This window comes from Paenibacillus sp. J22R67 (genome assembly GCF_059692175.1).
Genome location: NZ_JCAUAX010000014.1, coordinates 152,927 through 170,726 on the forward strand (window position 1 = coordinate 152,927; position 17,800 = coordinate 170,726).

Sequence of the window (17,800 nt, forward strand, 5' to 3'; positions counted from 1 at the left end):
CTCCTCGCTTAAAGTGGATAAATATCTATGATAAACCTGTTTGATAACAGGTGGATCATTGCTCGCTTAACCTTTTACAGCACCTGCGGTAATTCCACGTACTAATTGTTTCACACCTAATGCCAATAAAAGGAAAGAAGGTAGCAGAACGATCGTAACTCCCGCCAAAATCAAATTCCACGACATGACTTCTGCATGCTGCAGCATAGAAACCCCAATTTGTACAGTTCGCATTGACGCCCTATTTGTAATTAACAGAGGCCATAAATAATGATTCCAGTGTGTAAGGAAAACATAAACCGCTAAAGTAGAAAGTGCAGGACGAGATAGCGGAAGTACGATAGAGAAGAAATTTCGGAGATGCCCGCATCCGTCAATTTTTGCTGCATCAAACAGCTCATTAGGAAGCTGAAGGAAAAACTGGCGAAGCAGGAATACCCCAAAGGCCCCAGCCATAAACGGAACGATCAGCCCCTGGTAGCTGTCCATCCATCCCCAATTTTTGATGGTCAGATAGTTAGGAATAATGGTAACTTCCCATGGAATCATCATGGTCGACAGAAATATGGCGAACAATACTTTCTTTCCTTTGAAATTCAGAAATGAAAAAGCGTAGGCAGCCAAACTAGACGTGATAACCTGACTTACCGTAATCCCCGAAGATACAATAAAGCTGTTCAGGATAAAGCGCACGATTGGAAAGCCCGAAATAGCGTTCTTAAAGTTTTCAAGATATAACTGAGAAGGAAATAATGGCGGTGGAAAGTTAGAAACTTCCTTCTCTGTCATAAACGATGAGGATACCGTAAATAACAGTGGATACAGAACGACAAGGGCCAGCACAACTAGCAACATGTAATTCAGGGTGGGTGTGATCCTTTTCGCAATCATTGATAATGCACCTTCTTTTCTAAAACTTTAAACTGCACCACAGTCAAGATCATGATAATCACGAAGAGAACCAAAGCCTGCGCGCTGCCGATACCGAAACGAAAATTAACAAAAGCGTCCTGATAAATGGAATACACCATCACATTGGTCGAATTCATAGGACCACCCTTTGTCAAAATATGAATTTGTCCAAAGGCCTGGAAAGCGCCGATCACGGACACAATAAGAGCGAAAAAAATCGTTGGTGACAGAAGCGGCAGAACGATTTGTATAAATGTCCGCATCGGGTTTGAACCGTCTATTTTAGCGCTTTCATAAATTTCTTCCGGAACTCCTTGAAGACCGCTTGACAGCACAATGAACAGAAACCCCATATTCATCCATATTGTCAGTAGCGATATAGAAAACAGTGCCCACGAAGGGCTTGTTAACCAAGGAACCGGATTGATGTGTGCAATGCTTAGAAAGTAATTCAGCATGCCTGCGGTTGGATGGAACAGTAAGAACCAGATAATCGACCCTGTACCTACTGAAATGACAATTGGCAGAGAAAATATGAACTGGAATACTTTCATGCCCCGCAGTTTGTTGTGAGTGATCGCTGCCAGAAACAGGGACCATACGATTGATGTTGGTACCGTAAACAAGATAAACAACAATGTCACTTTTAAATTGGAATAAAACTGTCCTGATGCAAGTAAATCGATGAAATTATCAAGCCCGACAAATTCAACAACCCTACCGCGAGGATCCGTGAGTGTCATACTCAGGTAAACAGATTTAACCATTGGATAAAAAAGAAATATTGTAAACAAAACTAAGGAAGGTGCAAGAAATAAATAAGCTAAGATGTTCTCCTCCCACTTCTTTTTCCTTGCTGGTGCACTCTCAGTTGCCTCACTTTTTAAAGCGCTTTCATTAACTAACAAGCTGCATACCCCTCTCTTTCAAAAAATTACATTTTCACGCTAAGGTCACTCGTATCCCTATAACGCTTTGATATATCTTTATTTTCCGTCTCGCCCATTCGGAGGAAACGGGTGAAAGATGCGAAAAAAAAACACATAAATTGCCATGCCCATTGGCATGCAATCTACGTGAATCTCCTTGTCTCCATCACAATTATTAACTTATACTCATAATACACGTTATTAAAGGTTACTGTCAACCATAATTTCCCTATCGTTACAATTCGTGTAATTTTCAAAGATCTTGATGGATCAATTATTATCAGAATGCCGATATCGACCGTCGCTATTTCTCATTCCATTCGCAAATTCGGACATACGGAACGTAAATATGTCAAACTTCTGCCGATACCTTCTACAACGTCGTTCGTTTGTTCGTATTCAATTAGATAAACGCCCTGGAAGGTAACTTCCTTTAACAGGGCATTATAATCCAGATCGTCATCTCCCGGCGCACAGGTCGGTTTGGCGTTTTTTCATACTCTAAGCTGGACCGAGTGACATCACGGCCAACCAGTCATTAAGCCTTTTCTATATTTCACGGTCGAAGAGCTCCAGGAGATTCTCGGCATGACTCTTCAACGCTACGCGCATTATGGCACCATTAATTTTGCTTATAGAGATGTGAACTTCCACATTTTCGCTTCGAATTAGCATTTTCAGAAACAGGCAATGAAATAAGGCAGATCGTAAGAAACTACGATCTACCTTATGTTTATCCTTTCAGACCCCGGAACCCCACAAACCGTTTGCTGCTCTCGTCCCACAGTCGGTATCGAAGCGCCTGCAGGCTCAAACGAATTCCGATGGCAGGAACGTCATGCATGGCGGCGTTGCTCTCGTGTATTTGCTGCAAGTTATAGTTCGACACCTGAGGATCCAGATGATGAATATGGTGGAAGCCGATATTCCCCGTCATCCATTGCAGGATTTTGGGTAGCTTATAATAGGAGCTGCCGTTCATAGCCGCGCTGACGAAATTCCACTCATCTGTACGCTCATAATAGGTATCCTCAAATTGATGCTGCACGTAGAAGAGCCATATGCCTGCAACGCCAGACAAGTAGAGGATCGTCCCCTCCACCAGTAGGACCTCCTTCCAGCCCAGCAACCAACAGAGCAGTCCCATCAAGCCTGCTAACGCTGCGTTCGTTAGGTAAGTGTTCATGCGCTCTTTGCGTCTGGTACTCTTCCGGTTAAACCGGTATACAAACAAGAATATAAATACCGGTCCGAGCCCGAACATGACAAATGGGTTGCGGTATAAGCGATATCCTAGACGCTCCCATGGAGAGAGTGCCGCGTATTCCTTCGTAGTCAGCGTCCAAATGTCGCCTGTGCCTCTACGACCCAAATTGCCGCTAGTCGCATGATGAATGGAGTGCTCATTTTTCCATTGCTCATATGGGAAGAAAGTAAGGATTCCCGTTATCGTTCCGATGATCGTATTCGCCTTCCTCGCAGCGAAGAACGACAGATGGCAGCAATCATGGAAAATAATGAAGATTCGGATCATGAATCCGGCTGCTGGAATTGCAAGCGCCAGTGTGATCCATATTGAGATAGACAGAGTTTCATAAGCAAGACCCCACAGCAAGAGGAAAGGAACGATGCTATTGACCAACTGCCAGACGCTCTTCCTCAAATCCGATTTACCGTGAAGAGCCATGTCCTTCTTCCACCGGGTGTATTCTTGAAGTGATTTCATAGTAATCCCCTTTTCTTGGAAACCATTCGCAGCAATGAATTTCCGGAACTTACCAAGAGGTTTCTGACCTTTGGATTCGAAAAGGCCATGTAAAGGAGGCAACCAAACAAAAGGCATCCCCCCCAAACAGTGAAGAAAACCGAAGAAAAAACACAGGAAATCATTATCAACCACGAACTCTTCTTAATTGTTCTTACAGGTCGGTTGTAAAGAAACATTTCTCTAACTATGATATATCATCCCTTTCCTTACTTTTGTCATTCTGTAAATTGGTCAGATTGGCTGCTTTTGTCTGCAAACCCTGTTTGGAATAATAATTAATAATGTCATCAATAGTAGAAAATACGACACTAACGTTCAAATCATGTGTACTTATGTTGATAGAAAACCGCTTTTCTGATGTAGTAACATCTTTATTTTATATTAGCATTTGATGACTTTAAGCTTAATTTAAAGCTTCTTTCAGAGTAATTCCTGCCGTGAATATAGGCACTTTACCTGCCGGAAGTTGCACCTCTTCACCGGTTTTGCGGCTTTTTCCCATGCGTGCTTCTCGATTACGGATATCAAAAATCCACTAGATTTAGCTACTTCTTCTACTAATTGTTCTTTGTTCATTTGCGATACCTCACTTCTATGATTATTAATTATGAAAATGACAGCCCTCGTACGCAAGCAAGAATAAACAAAAAGCTGTCCCACGTTTAGGACAGCTTGAAAGATTTTAATATACTTTAGAAACGTTCTCAGCCTGCGGTCCGCGATTGCCTTGGGCAACATTGAACTGGACGCGTTGACCTTCATCTAACGATTTGTAACCATCACCATCAATCGCGCTGAAATGAACGAATACGTCGTTTCCGTCTTCGATTTCGATAAAGCCAAAGCCCTTTTCAGCATTAAACCATTTAACTGTACCTGTTTGCATAGAATTCCTCCAAATTGATTACCCATGACCATTTCAATGGCCGCTAATTTAGATTAGCGGTCATTATATGTTATCAGAACGCATACTTGATGTCCGCTATTGTTTTAGTTAAGATAAGGATACCATGTCCGCTAATGTAAGTCAATATTAGGAGGTCTCACTAATGAGTGAAACGACCGGGATTTCTAAACAGGGGGAGCAGACGATTCACGACTTCATTCACGCTCTCACCACCCACGAAGATTTGAATCCCAAAACGTTAAAGGAATACGCAAGCGATCTGAAACACTTCATCGGTTGGTTTGAGACATCCGACCACCAAGAGGAAGAAGTAATATTTCGAATTGAAGAAGTGGCTACTCCAACATTAACACGATACAGGGAAGCCGCTCAAAAAGTAATGGAATTGAAACCGGCGACCATTAACCGGCGACTTATAACACTGAAACGGTTTTTCGGTTGGGCCGTGTCGGAATCAAGGCTTCGTCGCGACCCTTCCAAGCCGGTTAAATTGGTTCCTGAAGAAAAGGTAAGCCCCAGGCAGATGTCAGACAAAGAAGAAGCTGCATTGATCGCTGCGACTGAGCACGGTGGTTCCCTTCGGGATCAGACGCTTCTTATCGTGATGTTTCACACCGGATTACGAACAATGGAAGTGTGCGACCTAGCTCCCGGAGATATTCAAATCGGAAAACGCAGCGGCCAGCTCACGGTCCGATCCGGAAAACGGAATAAACAGCGGGAAGTGCCCTTGAATGCTATTTGCAGAGCTGCTTTAGAAAAATATCTGGCAGAACTCCCTCCGGACAGTGCTTATCTATTTCCATCGGAGAAAACTGGCGATCGATTAACAGAACGTGCTTTACGCCATTTGATTCAAAAATATAGGAAAGCAGCGCGGCTCGAAGGATTCAGCGCCCACGATCTACGGCACCGGTTCGGGTACGTGATGGCAGAAAATACGCCGTTGCACCGATTGGCACAAATTATGGGACACGATAGTCTAGATACAACGATGATTTACGTCAAGGCGACTCGTGCAGATTTGCAATCTGAAGTAGAAAATAGCTTGGCAATAAGGGGAAGCAATAAGCTGAGTAGCCTTCTCTAGCCCTGTGGTTCCGCCTGCTCATTTCATGTGTGCTTTCTCCAGCTTGCTATGACTTCTGCTGTAGTCACCCCAGGTAAGTCTGCTGGAGCAGGGAATTCATAAAGCGTCCCCATAGATTGCTTGCAGGTCCAATCCGAAAAAACTGAAGTAAATTCGGGGTAACGGATATTCAGCCTTCGAATGATTCGGTTCTGAAGCCGTATGCTATTCGCACCCAAAACTCTCGATCGCTTATGATAACGCGTCCCGAGCGGGGAACTGTACGGGATCAATACGACCAACCACGGACACGTGATCGTGTTCGGAGGGGGGATTCCGTTGTCATTCGAAGGGAGAATCGTTGGGGCGGTCGGCACAAGCGGCAGGACGATCGCAATTGCAAGAGCGGCGGTGCGGGCATTCGAAACCTATTTGAAGGCGCGGATTGGGTCTTCCGGGAGCTTGCTGTAATCTGGCGGTTTTATGCCCATAACGAAACTGGGTCCAGCCAATATTAACGAAAAATCGGCTTAACACATGGGGCTGTCCCACAGGGTACAATACCCCATGGCACAGCCCCTCTTCTCATGTCATCATTTATGGCTTCAGGACGAATTTAATGCATTCGTCCGCATGGTTGTAAAAGGTGTTGTACGCGTTATGCGCCTGATCGAGCGGCACTTTATGCGTAATGATCTCCGTCGGATCGAACTCGCCAGCCATAATTTTTTGATACAGCATCGGCATATAATGAATCACGGGTGCCTGTCCCATGGTCAGCTTCACGTTTCGTTCCCAAATGTTTCCGAACATGAACTGGTTGTATTTTGAACCGTATACCCCCGTAATCTGAATCGTGCCGAATTTCCGCACCGCATTCATCGCGATGTTGATCGGACTGAGCGTTCCGCCAACCAGCTTGGCTTTCTGCTCTTCTTCCTCCAATAGCGTCTTCTTGCCGTCCATTCCGACGCAATCGATGACGACATCCGCACCCCCGCTTGTTATTTCTTTTATATGCAGCCCCATGTCTTTGAAATCTTCAAAGTTAAAGATTTCGACGTTATTCATCTTTTTGGCATGGTTCAGCCGGTATGGGAGATTGTCGATCGCGATGACCCTTTTTGCGCCTTTCATCCAGGCGAATTTTTGCGCCATCAAGCCAACGGGGCCGCAGCCGAGCACTACCACCGTATCTCCCTGCTTCACACCTCCGTTGTCCACGCTCCAATAGGCCGTCGGCAGCACGTCGGACAGGAACAGGAGCTTCTCATCCTCCAATTCGCATGACTCCGGAATAACGAAAGGCATGAAATTACCGTACGGCACGTAAAGCATTTCGGCTTGTCCGCCCCAATAATTCCCGTAACGTTCGGTAAACCCAAAGTAAGCTCCCGTATCCACTTGGGGATTGGGGTTGGAGTTGTCGCACTGGCTCTCCATTTCATGCTGGCAGTAATGACAGCTGCCACACGAGATATTGAACGGGAGCACGACCCGGTCCCCTTTTTTGACCTTTGTCACCTCAGGGCCCACTTCTTCGACGATGCCCATCGGTTCATGTCCGACCACGTATCCGGTTTGGGCTTGAATCGCCCCCTGGTATATATGGAGATCGGAACCGCAAATGGCGGTCGAGGTGATCCTGACGATAATCCCATCTTTTTTCTCAATCGTCGGATCCGCGACCTGCGTCACTTGCATGTTCTTCATGCCATGGAAAGTTACAGCCTTCATAATCGCCTCCAGTTATGACATGCCTTGAATTTGCATGCATAATTCTATTATGGAATTGGAGAGTGAGGATCATACATTCGATGTACTGTATTTTCGACAGCCGCGGAGCGCCTAAGAACAAGAAAGGAGACGGAAGACGGAACGATTCACGTGAAAGTAAATTCTGAAGGTAGTTCCAATCCCCCTAACCTTGACAAGCTGAAGAGCAGCGAATTTGAAGTCATGAATACCGGTAGGATCGAAAAATAGAATGGACGAAACATCTTTCTGGCAAGGGCTACGCGGATGTCTATTACGGTTCATTCAGCATAAAAGTTCCAGTCGTGATAAACAATATGCCCCTATGGCACGCGCTGAAAAAGATATAAAGCCTGCTTCACAAGTATGTTTTTCAGCCTTATCTAAATCATTGACCAAGTGAAGTAAATAGGATATCCATGTCCATGAACTGATCCTTTTTGTTGGATTTTAGACAAGAACTACCTGCCATTCCATTGGAAAGGATTTTTTTTGTATGGATTCAATAAAGATTATGAAGATTCAAAGGAAATTAATGCAAAGCTAGTGTTATGGTCTATATAATAGAGAGTTTTCCTTAATCGACTGCTGTTGTTCTATATGATTAAACCCGATCGTCTCCATATAATCTTTACCCCAATTATACATTGCATCAAGAATTGGCATCAAAGTTCTTCCTTGTTCAGTGAGGGAATATTCCACTTTCGGCGGAACCACTGGGTAGACTTCTCGTTTAACAATCAAGTCTTCTTCCAATTCACGCAATTGGTTAACAAGCATTCTTTGAGTGATCTCTGGCATTAGTACCTTCAATTCACCAAAACGCTTTGTTCCTTCTTTGCCGAGATGCCACAAAATAAGCATTTTCCATTTACCTCCGATAACTGAAAGGGTTAATTCCTTTTCACAATTAAACACCTTATCCTGCAATCGTGACATTTCAGTTCACCTCCAAGGCTATCATAATCCATAGTATACTTTTTAGCACTATGTAAAAAAAAAGTGCGTACTTTTAAAATAATACTATACATTATATACTTGCAATTGTTCAGCGACATCAATCCCTACTGCTGCTACAGATAATATCCATTAAGAAAATATTACAGTAAAAGTACTTTTACTCTTTCGAGATATTATTACTGTACGACTATCAATAAAAATTATAGGAGTGAATATAGATGGAATTACAATTAGCTTTAGATTTAGTAAATATTCCAGAAGCTATTGCGTTGGTAAAAGAAGTGGAGGAGCACATTGATATCGTAGAAATCGGTACGCCGGTTGTGATCAATGAAGGTCTCCATGCAGTAAAGGCTATAAAAGAAGCATTCCCTAATTTAAAAGTATTAGCAGACCTTAAGATCATGGATGCTGCTGGTTATGAAGTGATGAAAGCGGCTGAAGCAGGTGCAGATATCATCACTATTCTTGGAACTGCTGAAGATATGTCTATTAAAGGTGCTGTAGAAGAAGCTAAAAAACAAGGTAAAAAAATCCTTGTTGATATGATTGCAGTTAAAGACCTTGCTGACCGTGCTAAAGAAGTAGATGCAATGGGCGTAGATTATATTTGTGTGCACACTGGCTACGATCTTCAAGCAATTGGCAAAAACTCTTTTGAGGATCTTCAAACCATCAAAAGTGTTGTAAAAAATGCAAAAACGGCCATCGCAGGCGGTATTAAATTAGAAACACTTCCTGAAGTCGTTAAAGTACAACCAGACCTTGTCATAGTAGGTGGCGGTATTACTGGGCAAGCTGATAAAAAAGCTGTTGCTGCTAAAATGCAACAAATGATCAACTAAGGGTACTGAACAGCATGAATACGACTCAATATTTAGCTGAAATTATAAAAGAGTTATACGGTTCCGTAAACTTAATTTCGGATGATGAAGCTGAACAATTAGTAAATGGGATACTTGAATCAAAGAAAGTCTTTGTTGCCGGCGCAGGTAGATCTGGATTTATGGCTAAATCATTCGCAATGCGAATGATGCACATGGGGATAGATGCCTATGTTATAGGTGAAACGGTAACCTCTAACTACGAAAAAGATGACATATTGATCATCGGATCTGGTTCTGGAGAAACAAAAAGCTTAGTTTCCATAGCTGAAAAAGCAAAAAGTATAGGTGGGACGATAGCAGCTGTAACTATTTTCCCTGAGTCTACTATTGGAAAATTAGCTGATATCACCATTAAATTACCTGGATCTCCAAAAAATCAGTCCAAAGGTGATTATACAACCATTCAGCCAATGGGCTCATTATTTGAGCAAACTCTTTTAGTATTCTACGACGCAGTCATTCTGAGGTACATGGAGAAAAAGGGATTGGATACCGATAAGATGTATGGTAGACATGCTAATTTAGAATAAAGAAATCTAAATGGAAAGACCGCAAACTATTCAAATTAAAGATTGCGGTCTTTTATTAGGAGTGGAAAAATGAGTTCTTTAAATGGAAAAACTGCTCTAATTACTGGGGCAGGAAGAGGTATTGGTCGAGCTACTGCTATCGCCTTAGCAAAAGAAGGTGTTAATATCGGAATGATTGGATTGAACATGACCAATCTTGAAAAGGTATCTGCTGAACTAAAACAATATAACGTAATAGTATCAGCTGCAACAGCAGATGTTACTGATCTCGAATCAGTTACTCATGCTCTTGAACATATCAAATCGGACTTAGGACCGATTGATATCTTAATCAACAATGCAGGTATTGCTAAATTTGGTGGTTTTCTTGATTTAACTCCTGAAGAATGGGAGAAAATCATCCAAGTAAACTTAATGGGTGTATATAATGTAACAAGAGTTTTACTACCTGGCATGATTGAAAGAAAATCAGGTGATATCATCAATATTTCTTCATCTGCTGGCCAAAAAGGTGCTCCTGTAACAAGTGCATATAGCGCTTCTAAATTTGCTGTTATAGGACTAACAGAATCACTCATGCTGGAAGTAAGAAAGCATAATATCCGTGTAACAGCTTTAACACCTAGTACGGTCGTAACAGATTTAGCAATTGATACAAACCTTGTTAGTGGCAATGAAGAAAATGTTATGCACCCAGAAGACCTGGCTGAATTAATCGTAGCTGGATTAAAACTTAATCCAAGAGTATTCGTAAAAACTGCGGGACTATGGTCAACAAATCCATAAAGAAACATAAGCAGATCCATTGGATCTGCTTTCTTTTTGTAAATGACCTTATTTACCTTCTATTATACATGGACATTACTCTCTAAATCACAAATTAACATAGTTTCAAATACTAATCCCTTTTGAGGAATGACAAGTGGATGGGTAAAATCACATCAACAATGGTTCCTTCGTTGACCGTGCTTTCGAAGTGAATACTCCCTCCGTGTTCGTGGACAATCTTGTTGCTGACCATTAGGCCTAATCCCGTTCCCTTTTCTTTGAAACTATAAAAGGGTTCTCCAATTGATTTAATTCGTTCCGCCGAAATGCCACTTCCTTGGTCTATAAATCGAAATTTGATAAACTCTGAATCGTGGCATAGAATCTGTGTTTTGATGATTCCACCGTTTGGCATAGCATCAACCGCATTCTGGAGAATGTTAATAAACACTTGCTTGATTTGATTCTCATCGCAGTAAATACGCGGTACTTCCGAGTCGTGTTCTTCAATAATTTCAATGTTGTTCAATATGGATTGTGTACTGAATAACAACACCACCTGTTGTAAAATAAACGCTGTATCAACTTCCTGCATTTTCGGAGTTTTGGGTTTGGCAAGTGTTAAAAATCTCCATACTACATCTTCCAATTTCCCAACCTCAGATAGAATCAATTCAATATGCTCGGGTTTTTCGTTACCTTGTTGTAACAGTTGGGCGAATCCCTTGATAGTGGTTAAAGGATTTCTAAACTCATGTGCAACCCCTGCCGCCATTTGACCTACTATCGAAAGCTTTTCAGTTCGTAGAAGGAGTTCTTCTGCCTTCTTTCGTTCCGAAATATCACGAGACCCGTACACGCATTGCACTACTTTGCGATTTTCATCAAATATTGGAGTGCCCTTGGTCTCGATATATACCCAACTGCCATCTGCTTTTTTACACCTCCACTCAAAATCAAACGTTGATTCTAATGTAACCATATCATCGAATTGCTTCTTAACGTACGCAAGATCGTCAGGATGAACGAAATAAAAAGCAGAATTTCCTTTAAATTCGTTGGACGGAAACCCTAAGACCAATTCATGGGACGGCGAGGCGTATAGAACAATACCTTCCATATCCACGACACCGACTAAATCCTGGGTATTTTCGGCAATAAAACGATATTTTTCTTCTCTCTCAGCGAAACGTTCAGAGATATCACGATACCGTTGTTCGCTCTCACGGAGTTTCCGTTCCTGTATCTTGCGTTCTGTAATCTCCCGACCAGTTACCAAGATGCTATCAATCTTACCATCGGACGTTAGAATGGGAGTCCCTATGCCTTCTAGCCAAATGCAAGTCTCGTCCACTTTAACGAATCGCCACTCAATACGTACCGAAATCTTGGTGGATATCATTTCATCCCGAGATTCTCTGATGAGTGCAAGATCATCGGGGTGTACCAAAGAGAAAGCGTAGTTTCCTTCAAATTGGGAAGCTTCCCCCCCGAATACCCGAATGTAGGATGGCGAAGCGTACTGTAATACGCCATTTATATCCAAAATGGCAATCAGGTCTTGTGAATTCTCCGTAATCAATCGGTATTTTGACTCTTGCTCCACGAGGTATTGTGTGAGAAGGGACGCTTCCCTTTCTTTTTTAATACGATCACTTATATCGACAGCAGAGCCGATTACCTCTGCTACTTGTCCCCCTCTATAGATGGGGCGTAAGGAAGCCAAATACCAAATTCCATTGTAATGACCTTCGTAAGTGACGTTCTCCTCGCCACCCCAAGCTCTTTCGTAATATTGAGACTTCCGCTCAGCATCATTGAGCGGGAGGAATTCGTGAGGCTCCTTTCCTACGACTTGTTCGGGTGTTAGACCCATGCGATATAACAATTCACCATCACACAAAGTATGAATAAATTTTCCAGCATACCGTGTAAACTTAAAAGTCATTCCTTGCTGGTATCTCAACGTAACTGCTAATTCCTGCTTTGTTTTGTGCAAAGCTTCTTGTAACCATTTTTCTCTGCCTAATGTTGAAGGTATTCCATCTCTGCTAATAATCTTCTCTATTTGATGGAATGCCTCCAGAAATTCCGATGGCGGCAAAGGTTTGCTAAACAAATAACCTTGCCCTAAATCGCAGAGGTTTTGTTGGAGAAATATCAATTGCTCTTTCGATTCGATCCCTTCAGCAACGACCTCAACATTTAATTCATGCCCCAGAGCAATAATTGCCTTGACAATTGTTGCATCCTTCATGTCCACCAGGCAGTTATTCACAAAACATTGATCAATTTTTAAAATGTCAATCGGCAATTCTTTGAAATTAAACAGGGAACTATACCCTTTCCCGAAGTCGTCCAAACTGATTTTTATACCGATATTTTTTAAGCGTCTCAGAATTGGAAGTATATAGGAAATTTCCATCGTCATGTATTCCGTAATTTCAAGCTCCAGATACGATGGAACAAGCCCTGTTTCATACAAAATGCTTTCTACAATTTCCACAAAATCAGGTTGATAAAGTTGACGTACAGAGAGGTTGACTGCCATTATAAGTGTTGGGGCACCTGCATCCTGCCATGCCTTGCTCTGAGTACAAGCGGTTCGCAACACCCATTCCCCGATGGGGGAAATCAGATTAGTCTCTTCTGCGAGGGGAATAAACTGTGTTGGAGTAAGCAGACCTTGTTCTGGATGCTCCCATCTGACCAATGCTTCAACGCCTGTTATTTTTCCCGAAGCCAAATCCAATTTTGGCTGGTAGTACAGTTGGAACTCTTGACGTTCTAATGCTTCTCTTAAATCTTTCTCTAATTTTTCAACCCCCATTGTTACCTCCCCCTACTCGTGTAGTTGATGAGACGACAAAGTACCTGTGTTATCGTGGATGAATTTATTGGGTTTGCCATTTCAATTGATAAACTTTACCACATTATGCCGTGGTTCGACAATCTTCTGCAATACATTCTTTGTGCATGAAAATTGACTTTGCAAGGATTCCAAGTTAATTAGGGTTTCGAATGAGCTTTCGGACAAATGAAGCGCTTTGGGCACGGGATCACCGTACTATTCCTCGCGACAACAATAGCATATAGGTTAACTACGATTATAGATTTGACAGCATATTCATAGTTGGGGAGACATCGATGGCATTCCTTTCAAATAGGGGATATGGGGGAAATTTGCCGTTCATTCAGTCTTTTCCTAATTTTATAGTTTTCCTTTTTGTTTATTACCAACAATCTAAATATTTCGTCATCTGCTCAAAAAGTCCTTTACGTTTTTATATCAATTTTGTTTAACGGCTTGTCATTATGTATTTCACCTTTTCGGCAATAGAGCCCAAAATGCATCTCTCCATTTTTGTCTTTGTTTATTAGAAAAGTCCTAATAATCTGGAATTTGTAATTATCGGGACTTTCTTAACATTATTCAGGAACCAACTATTTTATAAAAATACCTACTATAATGTCTAGGCACTAACTTTAATGTCACTGAACATTAACTATCACTCTACGTTAACGCCGGTTGTGGTGCAAAAATTAGAAAAGATAGCAACTACCCGACAAATTGTACGTTAACTATGCCGCTAGACCAAATATTTTATTGAGCCATTCAACAGCTGAGAGGGCAGACGAATTATCAACAGCCTGCCTTTTCCTAATCATATGCATAGCATCGATTCCCTTCAACGTCCGTTCTGCAGTTAGAAACGTTTTAAAACCAAGCATCGGTTTTGTAATTTTCTTTATGAATCAATGATCTTGCTCCACGCTGTTGTTTAGATACTCTATCTGTCTAATCAAGATTTCCTTTGGTAGAAATTTCTCATTTATTAATTCTTGTATTGCTGGTGGATAAGCTGGAGTTTTATTTAAAGTGATTACACGTGGGATTTGAATATGAGGAAAGGACAAAGCCTTTGTAAAAAAGCGTTTGGCTGCTTGCATATCCCGATTTTCAGATTAATGGTTTTACCCCTAGAATCAACTGCTCGATATAAATACTTCCATTGACCTACTGCTTGTTTCAGTAAGAAACCAAGTGGCACATGAGGGAAGATATTGGAATTTTAGTTTTATTGGTGAGGAATCAGAAGAAAGAGTCCCTCTTATGAATAGATTCTCTGCGAAGAAGGGAAAGAACACTCCCCTGAGTGTTGTTCTTTTTACTATTACTATGAAGTTTTCTGAGTTACGGGACATATTTATTAATGGATATTTTTCTTTATCAACCAGTATGGGTCTGTTAATGCTCTGGATTAATGATCAAATTGAGCAATTAAGAAGAACACACCGAAATCTAACTTCTTTACCACGAAAACGGTATCCAAAAGTTAGTGCCAAAAACCGTAGAACATCTGGCCGTTGGAAAGCTAAACGAAAATGATGTACGTTCATTAAAGAAGTAATATTATCCGAGATATTTACGTGTATTTCTTGAAAGGAATCCAAAGGTGGTAATTCCTTGGGATAAGGAAGATATCGATCGATCTTGACCTTTGCTTGTTGAAGTACGTTATTCATATTATAAAACAACTCCTCTTTTAGAATGAATAGAAAAGAGGCTGCACAGGTGTGCAAGCCTCTTCTTTGTACATAGGGTTATCCAAACGAGAGCAGCAATTGATTTTCCATAATCCTCGCCGGCCGTTTGGCTTTCTTCTTTCCAGTTGCAGACGCGAGCTCCGCAAAGGTTAGAAGCTGGATTGTTTCGATCTCCTGCTTCTGCTTCTCCGTTGCCACTTCTGTAATAACTGTCTCTGCAGATTTGGTGCCGAAAATATCAAAGAGATCAAGTATCTCCACATCGACATCCATAACCTCTTCCGTGCGCTGATATGCCGCAGCTGGAGTAAGAACCTGTTCATCTTCGTGCTGTGAGTTATCTCGACCAGCGCGCCATGCTACAGGATCCAGTCCGCAAAGACGGATAGTGGCATCCGCAAGTTCCTTCATACGCTGCATCAGAATCTCCTTAAAATTGTCCTCGGCAATCATTTCTACGCCCTCTAGTTCCTTCGCTGCAAGCTTTTGCCATGCCTGTGCCACATCCGCAGATGCGAAGCAGGAAGCCAAATCACGTGCGAGGGAAGATTGCGTGTCTCGTGAGTACTGAGCAAGTTCGCTCTTGTCGATACGACCCTCCGTTTGGAGGGCGTGCCCCCGTCCATTCATAATGTGAATGAACTGTTTCATGGCCTGTGAACCTTGGTAGCAAGGGTAGTAGATCTTGCAAAGCTTATCTTGCCCTACGCGCCATGCTCGACGAGAACTCTGCGGAACTGTACTCACTCCATAAGACATTTGATAGAAAATGATAGTAGGCCAAAATAAAAGATCGAGGCCACACTCCACTATTTTTTGGTTACAAATAATTACTGGGATGCCCGCTTCACAAAAAAAGCCACATCTTGGCCATTCGATGTGACTTTTCAGTAACTTATTTTTTAGAATAAATGATTTTTTTAATACTGTGACGTGAAAGATGGAATATATCTGAAATCTCATCCATAGACGCACCTTTTGAAAACCTTTGACGGATCTCTTCATTACGGGTGTTCAAGTATTCTCTACTCCCTGAACTTTGGCCCCATTTCTTACGCCATTCTTCAGGTGTTGGAATATATGACCCCGCCATGTACATATTTTTGAAGTTCCTTCAATATTTGTTCCAGCAGGATGTCTTCAGCGTTTAAATATTTCATTGTAGCTCTGCTCCTTAAATTTTTTAGAGTTTTAAGGTAGCAAAGTCTATACTGTAAACAGTTATCGAATCCCTAAATTTTACGACGGCACTTTATTTTTTGCTCCATACAAACAACCGCCGTTGTTCATAGTATAGACTTTGCATGGAGCAAAACCACATCAGTTAGTATTTGAACGAAATGAATCTTTTTCAGCAACATCAACCCCTCCTTTTTTGGATTAGAGACGATTTTATTATCAAATATTCGATAAGACTACATAATATCCTTTGTCGTCAACGCATATTCCTATTTCCTCATTAAATATTAACTTGAGATCATCTTTACGGATTCCTGAGTGTTACTTCAACGGACAACGGTAGCGGATTGTGTGCTGGCTGCCGTCATGTGTGATTTAAATAAAGCTTCCGTTAGCTGAATTTTTATCTTAATTCGTCAAGCTCCAATAGCGTGATTACTGTTTTTTACTTTTGAACTTTTCAACCAGTTTTAGAAACTCAGGTGTCGTCTTTACACTAACAATACCAAGATCTCTGGGGACATTTTCATCTACTACTATTTGAAAACTTAAGATAAACTCCGAAAATGAATTTGCTACTAAGTAAACATTATTCCACAATTCTTCTTCTGTGGGGTCGAAGTGTTCTTGGTCATGATCCCAAAAGTAAATTTTTCCCCATACATCCTCAGTAACTCCAATGCAAAGTTGATCCCCACCTGTTATATCCGCAAAAGGTATCATGCTTTCAGGCATTCTCCCTAGATAACTTTCAATATTACTAATTAAATCGTTATTGTCATTTTGCAAGTAATAAAAATACCCCATTCTCCCTCGTTCATCGTGCTTTGGAATATTGGTTATTTGTGAATAGCTTATTTCATGGTTATAGTTTATTCTCCCATATGTCAAAAGAAATTTTTTATAATCTTGAGGCAAGTGAAACCCATATTTCTGCTCAAATGAAATAATTAAATCATCAGAGTGAATACCACTTTCACTAGTGATGCCTACCTCTAATAATTTCTGTTTTACCTTTTCAAAACTACTCTGCATCTTTATTCACTCCACCCATATAGAGACACATTTACTGGAAATATCTTACCACAAATTACTTATACTTAACTACGTTATTCTGCCCGTCGTATTATGAGATCAACCAGAACTTACTGGTTGATCCTTTTTGCATTTGCTTGGAGGATTAAGGTAGTCGGGTCGAACGTATCTGCCCGTGGGAACAGATCCCGAGCGCTATAATGTTCACCCCTACTTGTCATTACCATGATTGAGGCTGGTTGGGACGAAGATCCCGTATCACATGCGATGCTATGGAGCGACAAGAAGAATCTTAGGGGCTGCCGGCAATATAAATCAAGGAGTGATTGGATGAATCCAGTTATCGGTCTAGACATTTCTAAAGAGGAAAGCCATGGACAGGCATTTTTAGATCGAGGTAAACCATTCAAAGGGACGTTTCATTTTGAGCATACACAAGAAGGACTCTTGAAATTGCTTCATGTTATTCAGGATGTTGCACAAGTCTCTGGACATCGTCCAACGCTTATTCTCGAAGCAACTGGGCATTATCAAAGCCCCGTCGTTCAATTTT

General features: G+C 41.5%; 16 protein-coding genes and 2 pseudogenes. 6 read left to right on the forward strand and 12 right to left on the reverse strand.

All coding sequences use genetic code 11. From position 1 onward, the window contains the following. Positions 1–66: 66 nt before the first annotated feature. From AC58VC_RS33580 to AC58VC_RS33600, 5 genes are all read right to left on the reverse strand, one after another. Positions 67–891: a carbohydrate ABC transporter permease gene (locus AC58VC_RS33580; protein WP_497375570.1), complete on the reverse strand. Its 825-nt coding sequence runs from the start codon at positions 889–891 to the stop codon at positions 67–69. Next, positions 888–1,742 carry a carbohydrate ABC transporter permease gene (locus tag AC58VC_RS33585; protein WP_497375614.1) on the reverse strand — a complete coding sequence of 285 codons (855 nt, stop codon included), beginning with the start codon at positions 1,740–1,742 and terminating at the stop codon, positions 888–890. The genes AC58VC_RS33580 and AC58VC_RS33585 overlap by 4 nt, the downstream gene beginning before the upstream one ends. Before the next feature lie 832 nt (positions 1,743–2,574). Beyond that, positions 2,575–3,567, reverse strand: coding sequence for a Delta(5) desaturase DesA (gene desA, locus AC58VC_RS33590; protein WP_497375572.1), 993 nt, complete (start codon positions 3,565–3,567; stop codon positions 2,575–2,577). A 445-nt stretch (positions 3,568–4,012) separates the two neighbouring features. Further along, complete coding sequence (locus AC58VC_RS33595) at positions 4,013–4,111, reverse strand: HU family DNA-binding protein (protein WP_497375574.1); 99 nt, start codon at positions 4,109–4,111, stop codon at positions 4,013–4,015. A 180-nt stretch (positions 4,112–4,291) separates the two neighbouring features. Then, on the reverse strand, positions 4,292–4,495 hold the full coding sequence (locus AC58VC_RS33600; RefSeq protein ID WP_119792120.1) for a cold-shock protein: 204 nt from the start codon (positions 4,493–4,495) through the stop codon (positions 4,292–4,294). A gap of 163 nt (positions 4,496–4,658) precedes the next feature. Between AC58VC_RS33600 and AC58VC_RS33605 the strand changes: the two are divergent. Then, a pseudogene (locus AC58VC_RS33605) lies at positions 4,659–5,574 on the forward strand (tyrosine-type recombinase/integrase). A 299-nt stretch (positions 5,575–5,873) separates the two neighbouring features. Continuing rightward, positions 5,874–6,056 (forward strand): heme-binding protein, encoded by a 183-nt coding sequence (locus tag AC58VC_RS33610; protein WP_497375616.1) that lies wholly within the window; start codon positions 5,874–5,876, stop codon positions 6,054–6,056. 126 nt (positions 6,057–6,182) lie between these two features. Here AC58VC_RS33610 and AC58VC_RS33615 read toward each other — a convergent pair whose 3' ends face one another. Further along, positions 6,183–7,322, reverse strand: coding sequence for a zinc-dependent alcohol dehydrogenase (locus AC58VC_RS33615; protein WP_497375576.1), 1,140 nt, complete (start codon positions 7,320–7,322; stop codon positions 6,183–6,185). 567 nt (positions 7,323–7,889) lie between these two features. Beyond that, entirely contained in the window at positions 7,890–8,279 is a 390-nt protein-coding gene (gene hxlR, locus AC58VC_RS33620) for a transcriptional activator HxlR (protein WP_497375578.1), read from the reverse strand. Positions 8,280–8,518: 239 nt separating this feature from the next. Here hxlR and hxlA point away from each other — a divergent pair, with 239 nt between their 5' ends. The 3 genes from hxlA to AC58VC_RS33635 all read left to right on the forward strand — a co-directional run bounded on the left by hxlA (position 8,519) and on the right by AC58VC_RS33635 (position 10,503). Then, positions 8,519–9,145, forward strand: coding sequence for a 3-hexulose-6-phosphate synthase (gene hxlA, locus AC58VC_RS33625; RefSeq protein WP_497375580.1), 627 nt, complete (start codon positions 8,519–8,521; stop codon positions 9,143–9,145). A gap of 14 nt (positions 9,146–9,159) precedes the next feature. Continuing rightward, entirely contained in the window at positions 9,160–9,717 is a 558-nt protein-coding gene (hxlB, locus tag AC58VC_RS33630) for a 6-phospho-3-hexuloisomerase (RefSeq protein WP_497375582.1), read from the forward strand. A gap of 69 nt (positions 9,718–9,786) precedes the next feature. After that, positions 9,787–10,503 carry a 3-ketoacyl-ACP reductase gene (locus AC58VC_RS33635; RefSeq protein ID WP_497375584.1) on the forward strand — a complete coding sequence of 239 codons (717 nt, stop codon included), beginning with the start codon at positions 9,787–9,789 and terminating at the stop codon, positions 10,501–10,503. A gap of 112 nt (positions 10,504–10,615) precedes the next feature. Here AC58VC_RS33635 and AC58VC_RS33640 read toward each other — a convergent pair whose 3' ends face one another. The 5 genes and pseudogenes from AC58VC_RS33640 to AC58VC_RS33660 form a co-directional block, all read right to left on the reverse strand. Then, entirely contained in the window at positions 10,616–13,315 is a 2,700-nt protein-coding gene (locus AC58VC_RS33640) for an EAL domain-containing protein (protein ID WP_497375586.1), read from the reverse strand. A gap of 752 nt (positions 13,316–14,067) precedes the next feature. Then, positions 14,068–14,504 (reverse strand): annotated as a pseudogene (locus tag AC58VC_RS33645) (DDE-type integrase/transposase/recombinase); the annotation flags it as partial. Between the two features lie 586 nt (positions 14,505–15,090). After that, the gene (locus AC58VC_RS33650) at positions 15,091–15,684 is read right to left on the reverse strand and encodes a hypothetical protein (protein WP_497375588.1); all 594 of its coding nucleotides are present in this window, start codon (positions 15,682–15,684) and stop codon (positions 15,091–15,093) included. 244 nt (positions 15,685–15,928) lie between these two features. Further along, on the reverse strand, positions 15,929–16,132 hold the full coding sequence (locus tag AC58VC_RS33655) for a CD3324 family protein (protein ID WP_497375590.1): 204 nt from the start codon (positions 16,130–16,132) through the stop codon (positions 15,929–15,931). A gap of 515 nt (positions 16,133–16,647) precedes the next feature. Next, on the reverse strand, positions 16,648–17,247 hold the full coding sequence (locus tag AC58VC_RS33660) for an SMI1/KNR4 family protein (RefSeq protein WP_497375592.1): 600 nt from the start codon (positions 17,245–17,247) through the stop codon (positions 16,648–16,650). Positions 17,248–17,577: 330 nt separating this feature from the next. On the opposite strand from AC58VC_RS33660, the gene AC58VC_RS33665 reads away from it, so the two are divergent. Then, the coding region (locus AC58VC_RS33665) for an IS110 family transposase (RefSeq protein WP_497375594.1) at positions 17,578–17,800 on the forward strand (223 nt) is incomplete at its 3' end.

Bases quoted from the DNA above. Each gene is read 5' to 3' on its own strand.
- AC58VC_RS33580 (WP_497375570.1), bottom strand. From the start codon at position 891: ATGATTGCGAAAAGGATCACACCCACCCTGAATTACATGTTGCTAGTT.
- desA (WP_497375572.1), bottom strand. From the start codon at position 3,567: ATGAAATCACTTCAAGAATACACCCGGTGGAAGAAGGACATGGCTCTT.
- AC58VC_RS33595 (WP_497375574.1), bottom strand. From the start codon at position 4,111: ATGGGAAAAAGCCGCAAAACCGGTGAAGAGGTGCAACTTCCGGCAGGT.
- AC58VC_RS33600 (WP_119792120.1), bottom strand. From the start codon at position 4,495: ATGCAAACAGGTACAGTTAAATGGTTTAATGCTGAAAAGGGCTTTGGC.
- AC58VC_RS33615 (WP_497375576.1), bottom strand. From the start codon at position 7,322: ATGAAGGCTGTAACTTTCCATGGCATGAAGAACATGCAAGTGACGCAG.
- hxlR (WP_497375578.1), bottom strand. From the start codon at position 8,279: ATGTCACGATTGCAGGATAAGGTGTTTAATTGTGAAAAGGAATTAACC.
- hxlA (WP_497375580.1), top strand. From the start codon at position 8,519: ATGGAATTACAATTAGCTTTAGATTTAGTAAATATTCCAGAAGCTATT.
- hxlB (WP_497375582.1), top strand. From the start codon at position 9,160: ATGAATACGACTCAATATTTAGCTGAAATTATAAAAGAGTTATACGGT.
- AC58VC_RS33635 (WP_497375584.1), top strand. From the start codon at position 9,787: ATGAGTTCTTTAAATGGAAAAACTGCTCTAATTACTGGGGCAGGAAGA.
- AC58VC_RS33640 (WP_497375586.1), bottom strand. From the start codon at position 13,315: ATGGGGGTTGAAAAATTAGAGAAAGATTTAAGAGAAGCATTAGAACGT.
- AC58VC_RS33650 (WP_497375588.1), bottom strand. From the start codon at position 15,684: ATGAAACAGTTCATTCACATTATGAATGGACGGGGGCACGCCCTCCAA.
- AC58VC_RS33655 (WP_497375590.1), bottom strand. From the start codon at position 16,132: ATGTACATGGCGGGGTCATATATTCCAACACCTGAAGAATGGCGTAAG.
- AC58VC_RS33660 (WP_497375592.1), bottom strand. From the start codon at position 17,247: ATGCAGAGTAGTTTTGAAAAGGTAAAACAGAAATTATTAGAGGTAGGC.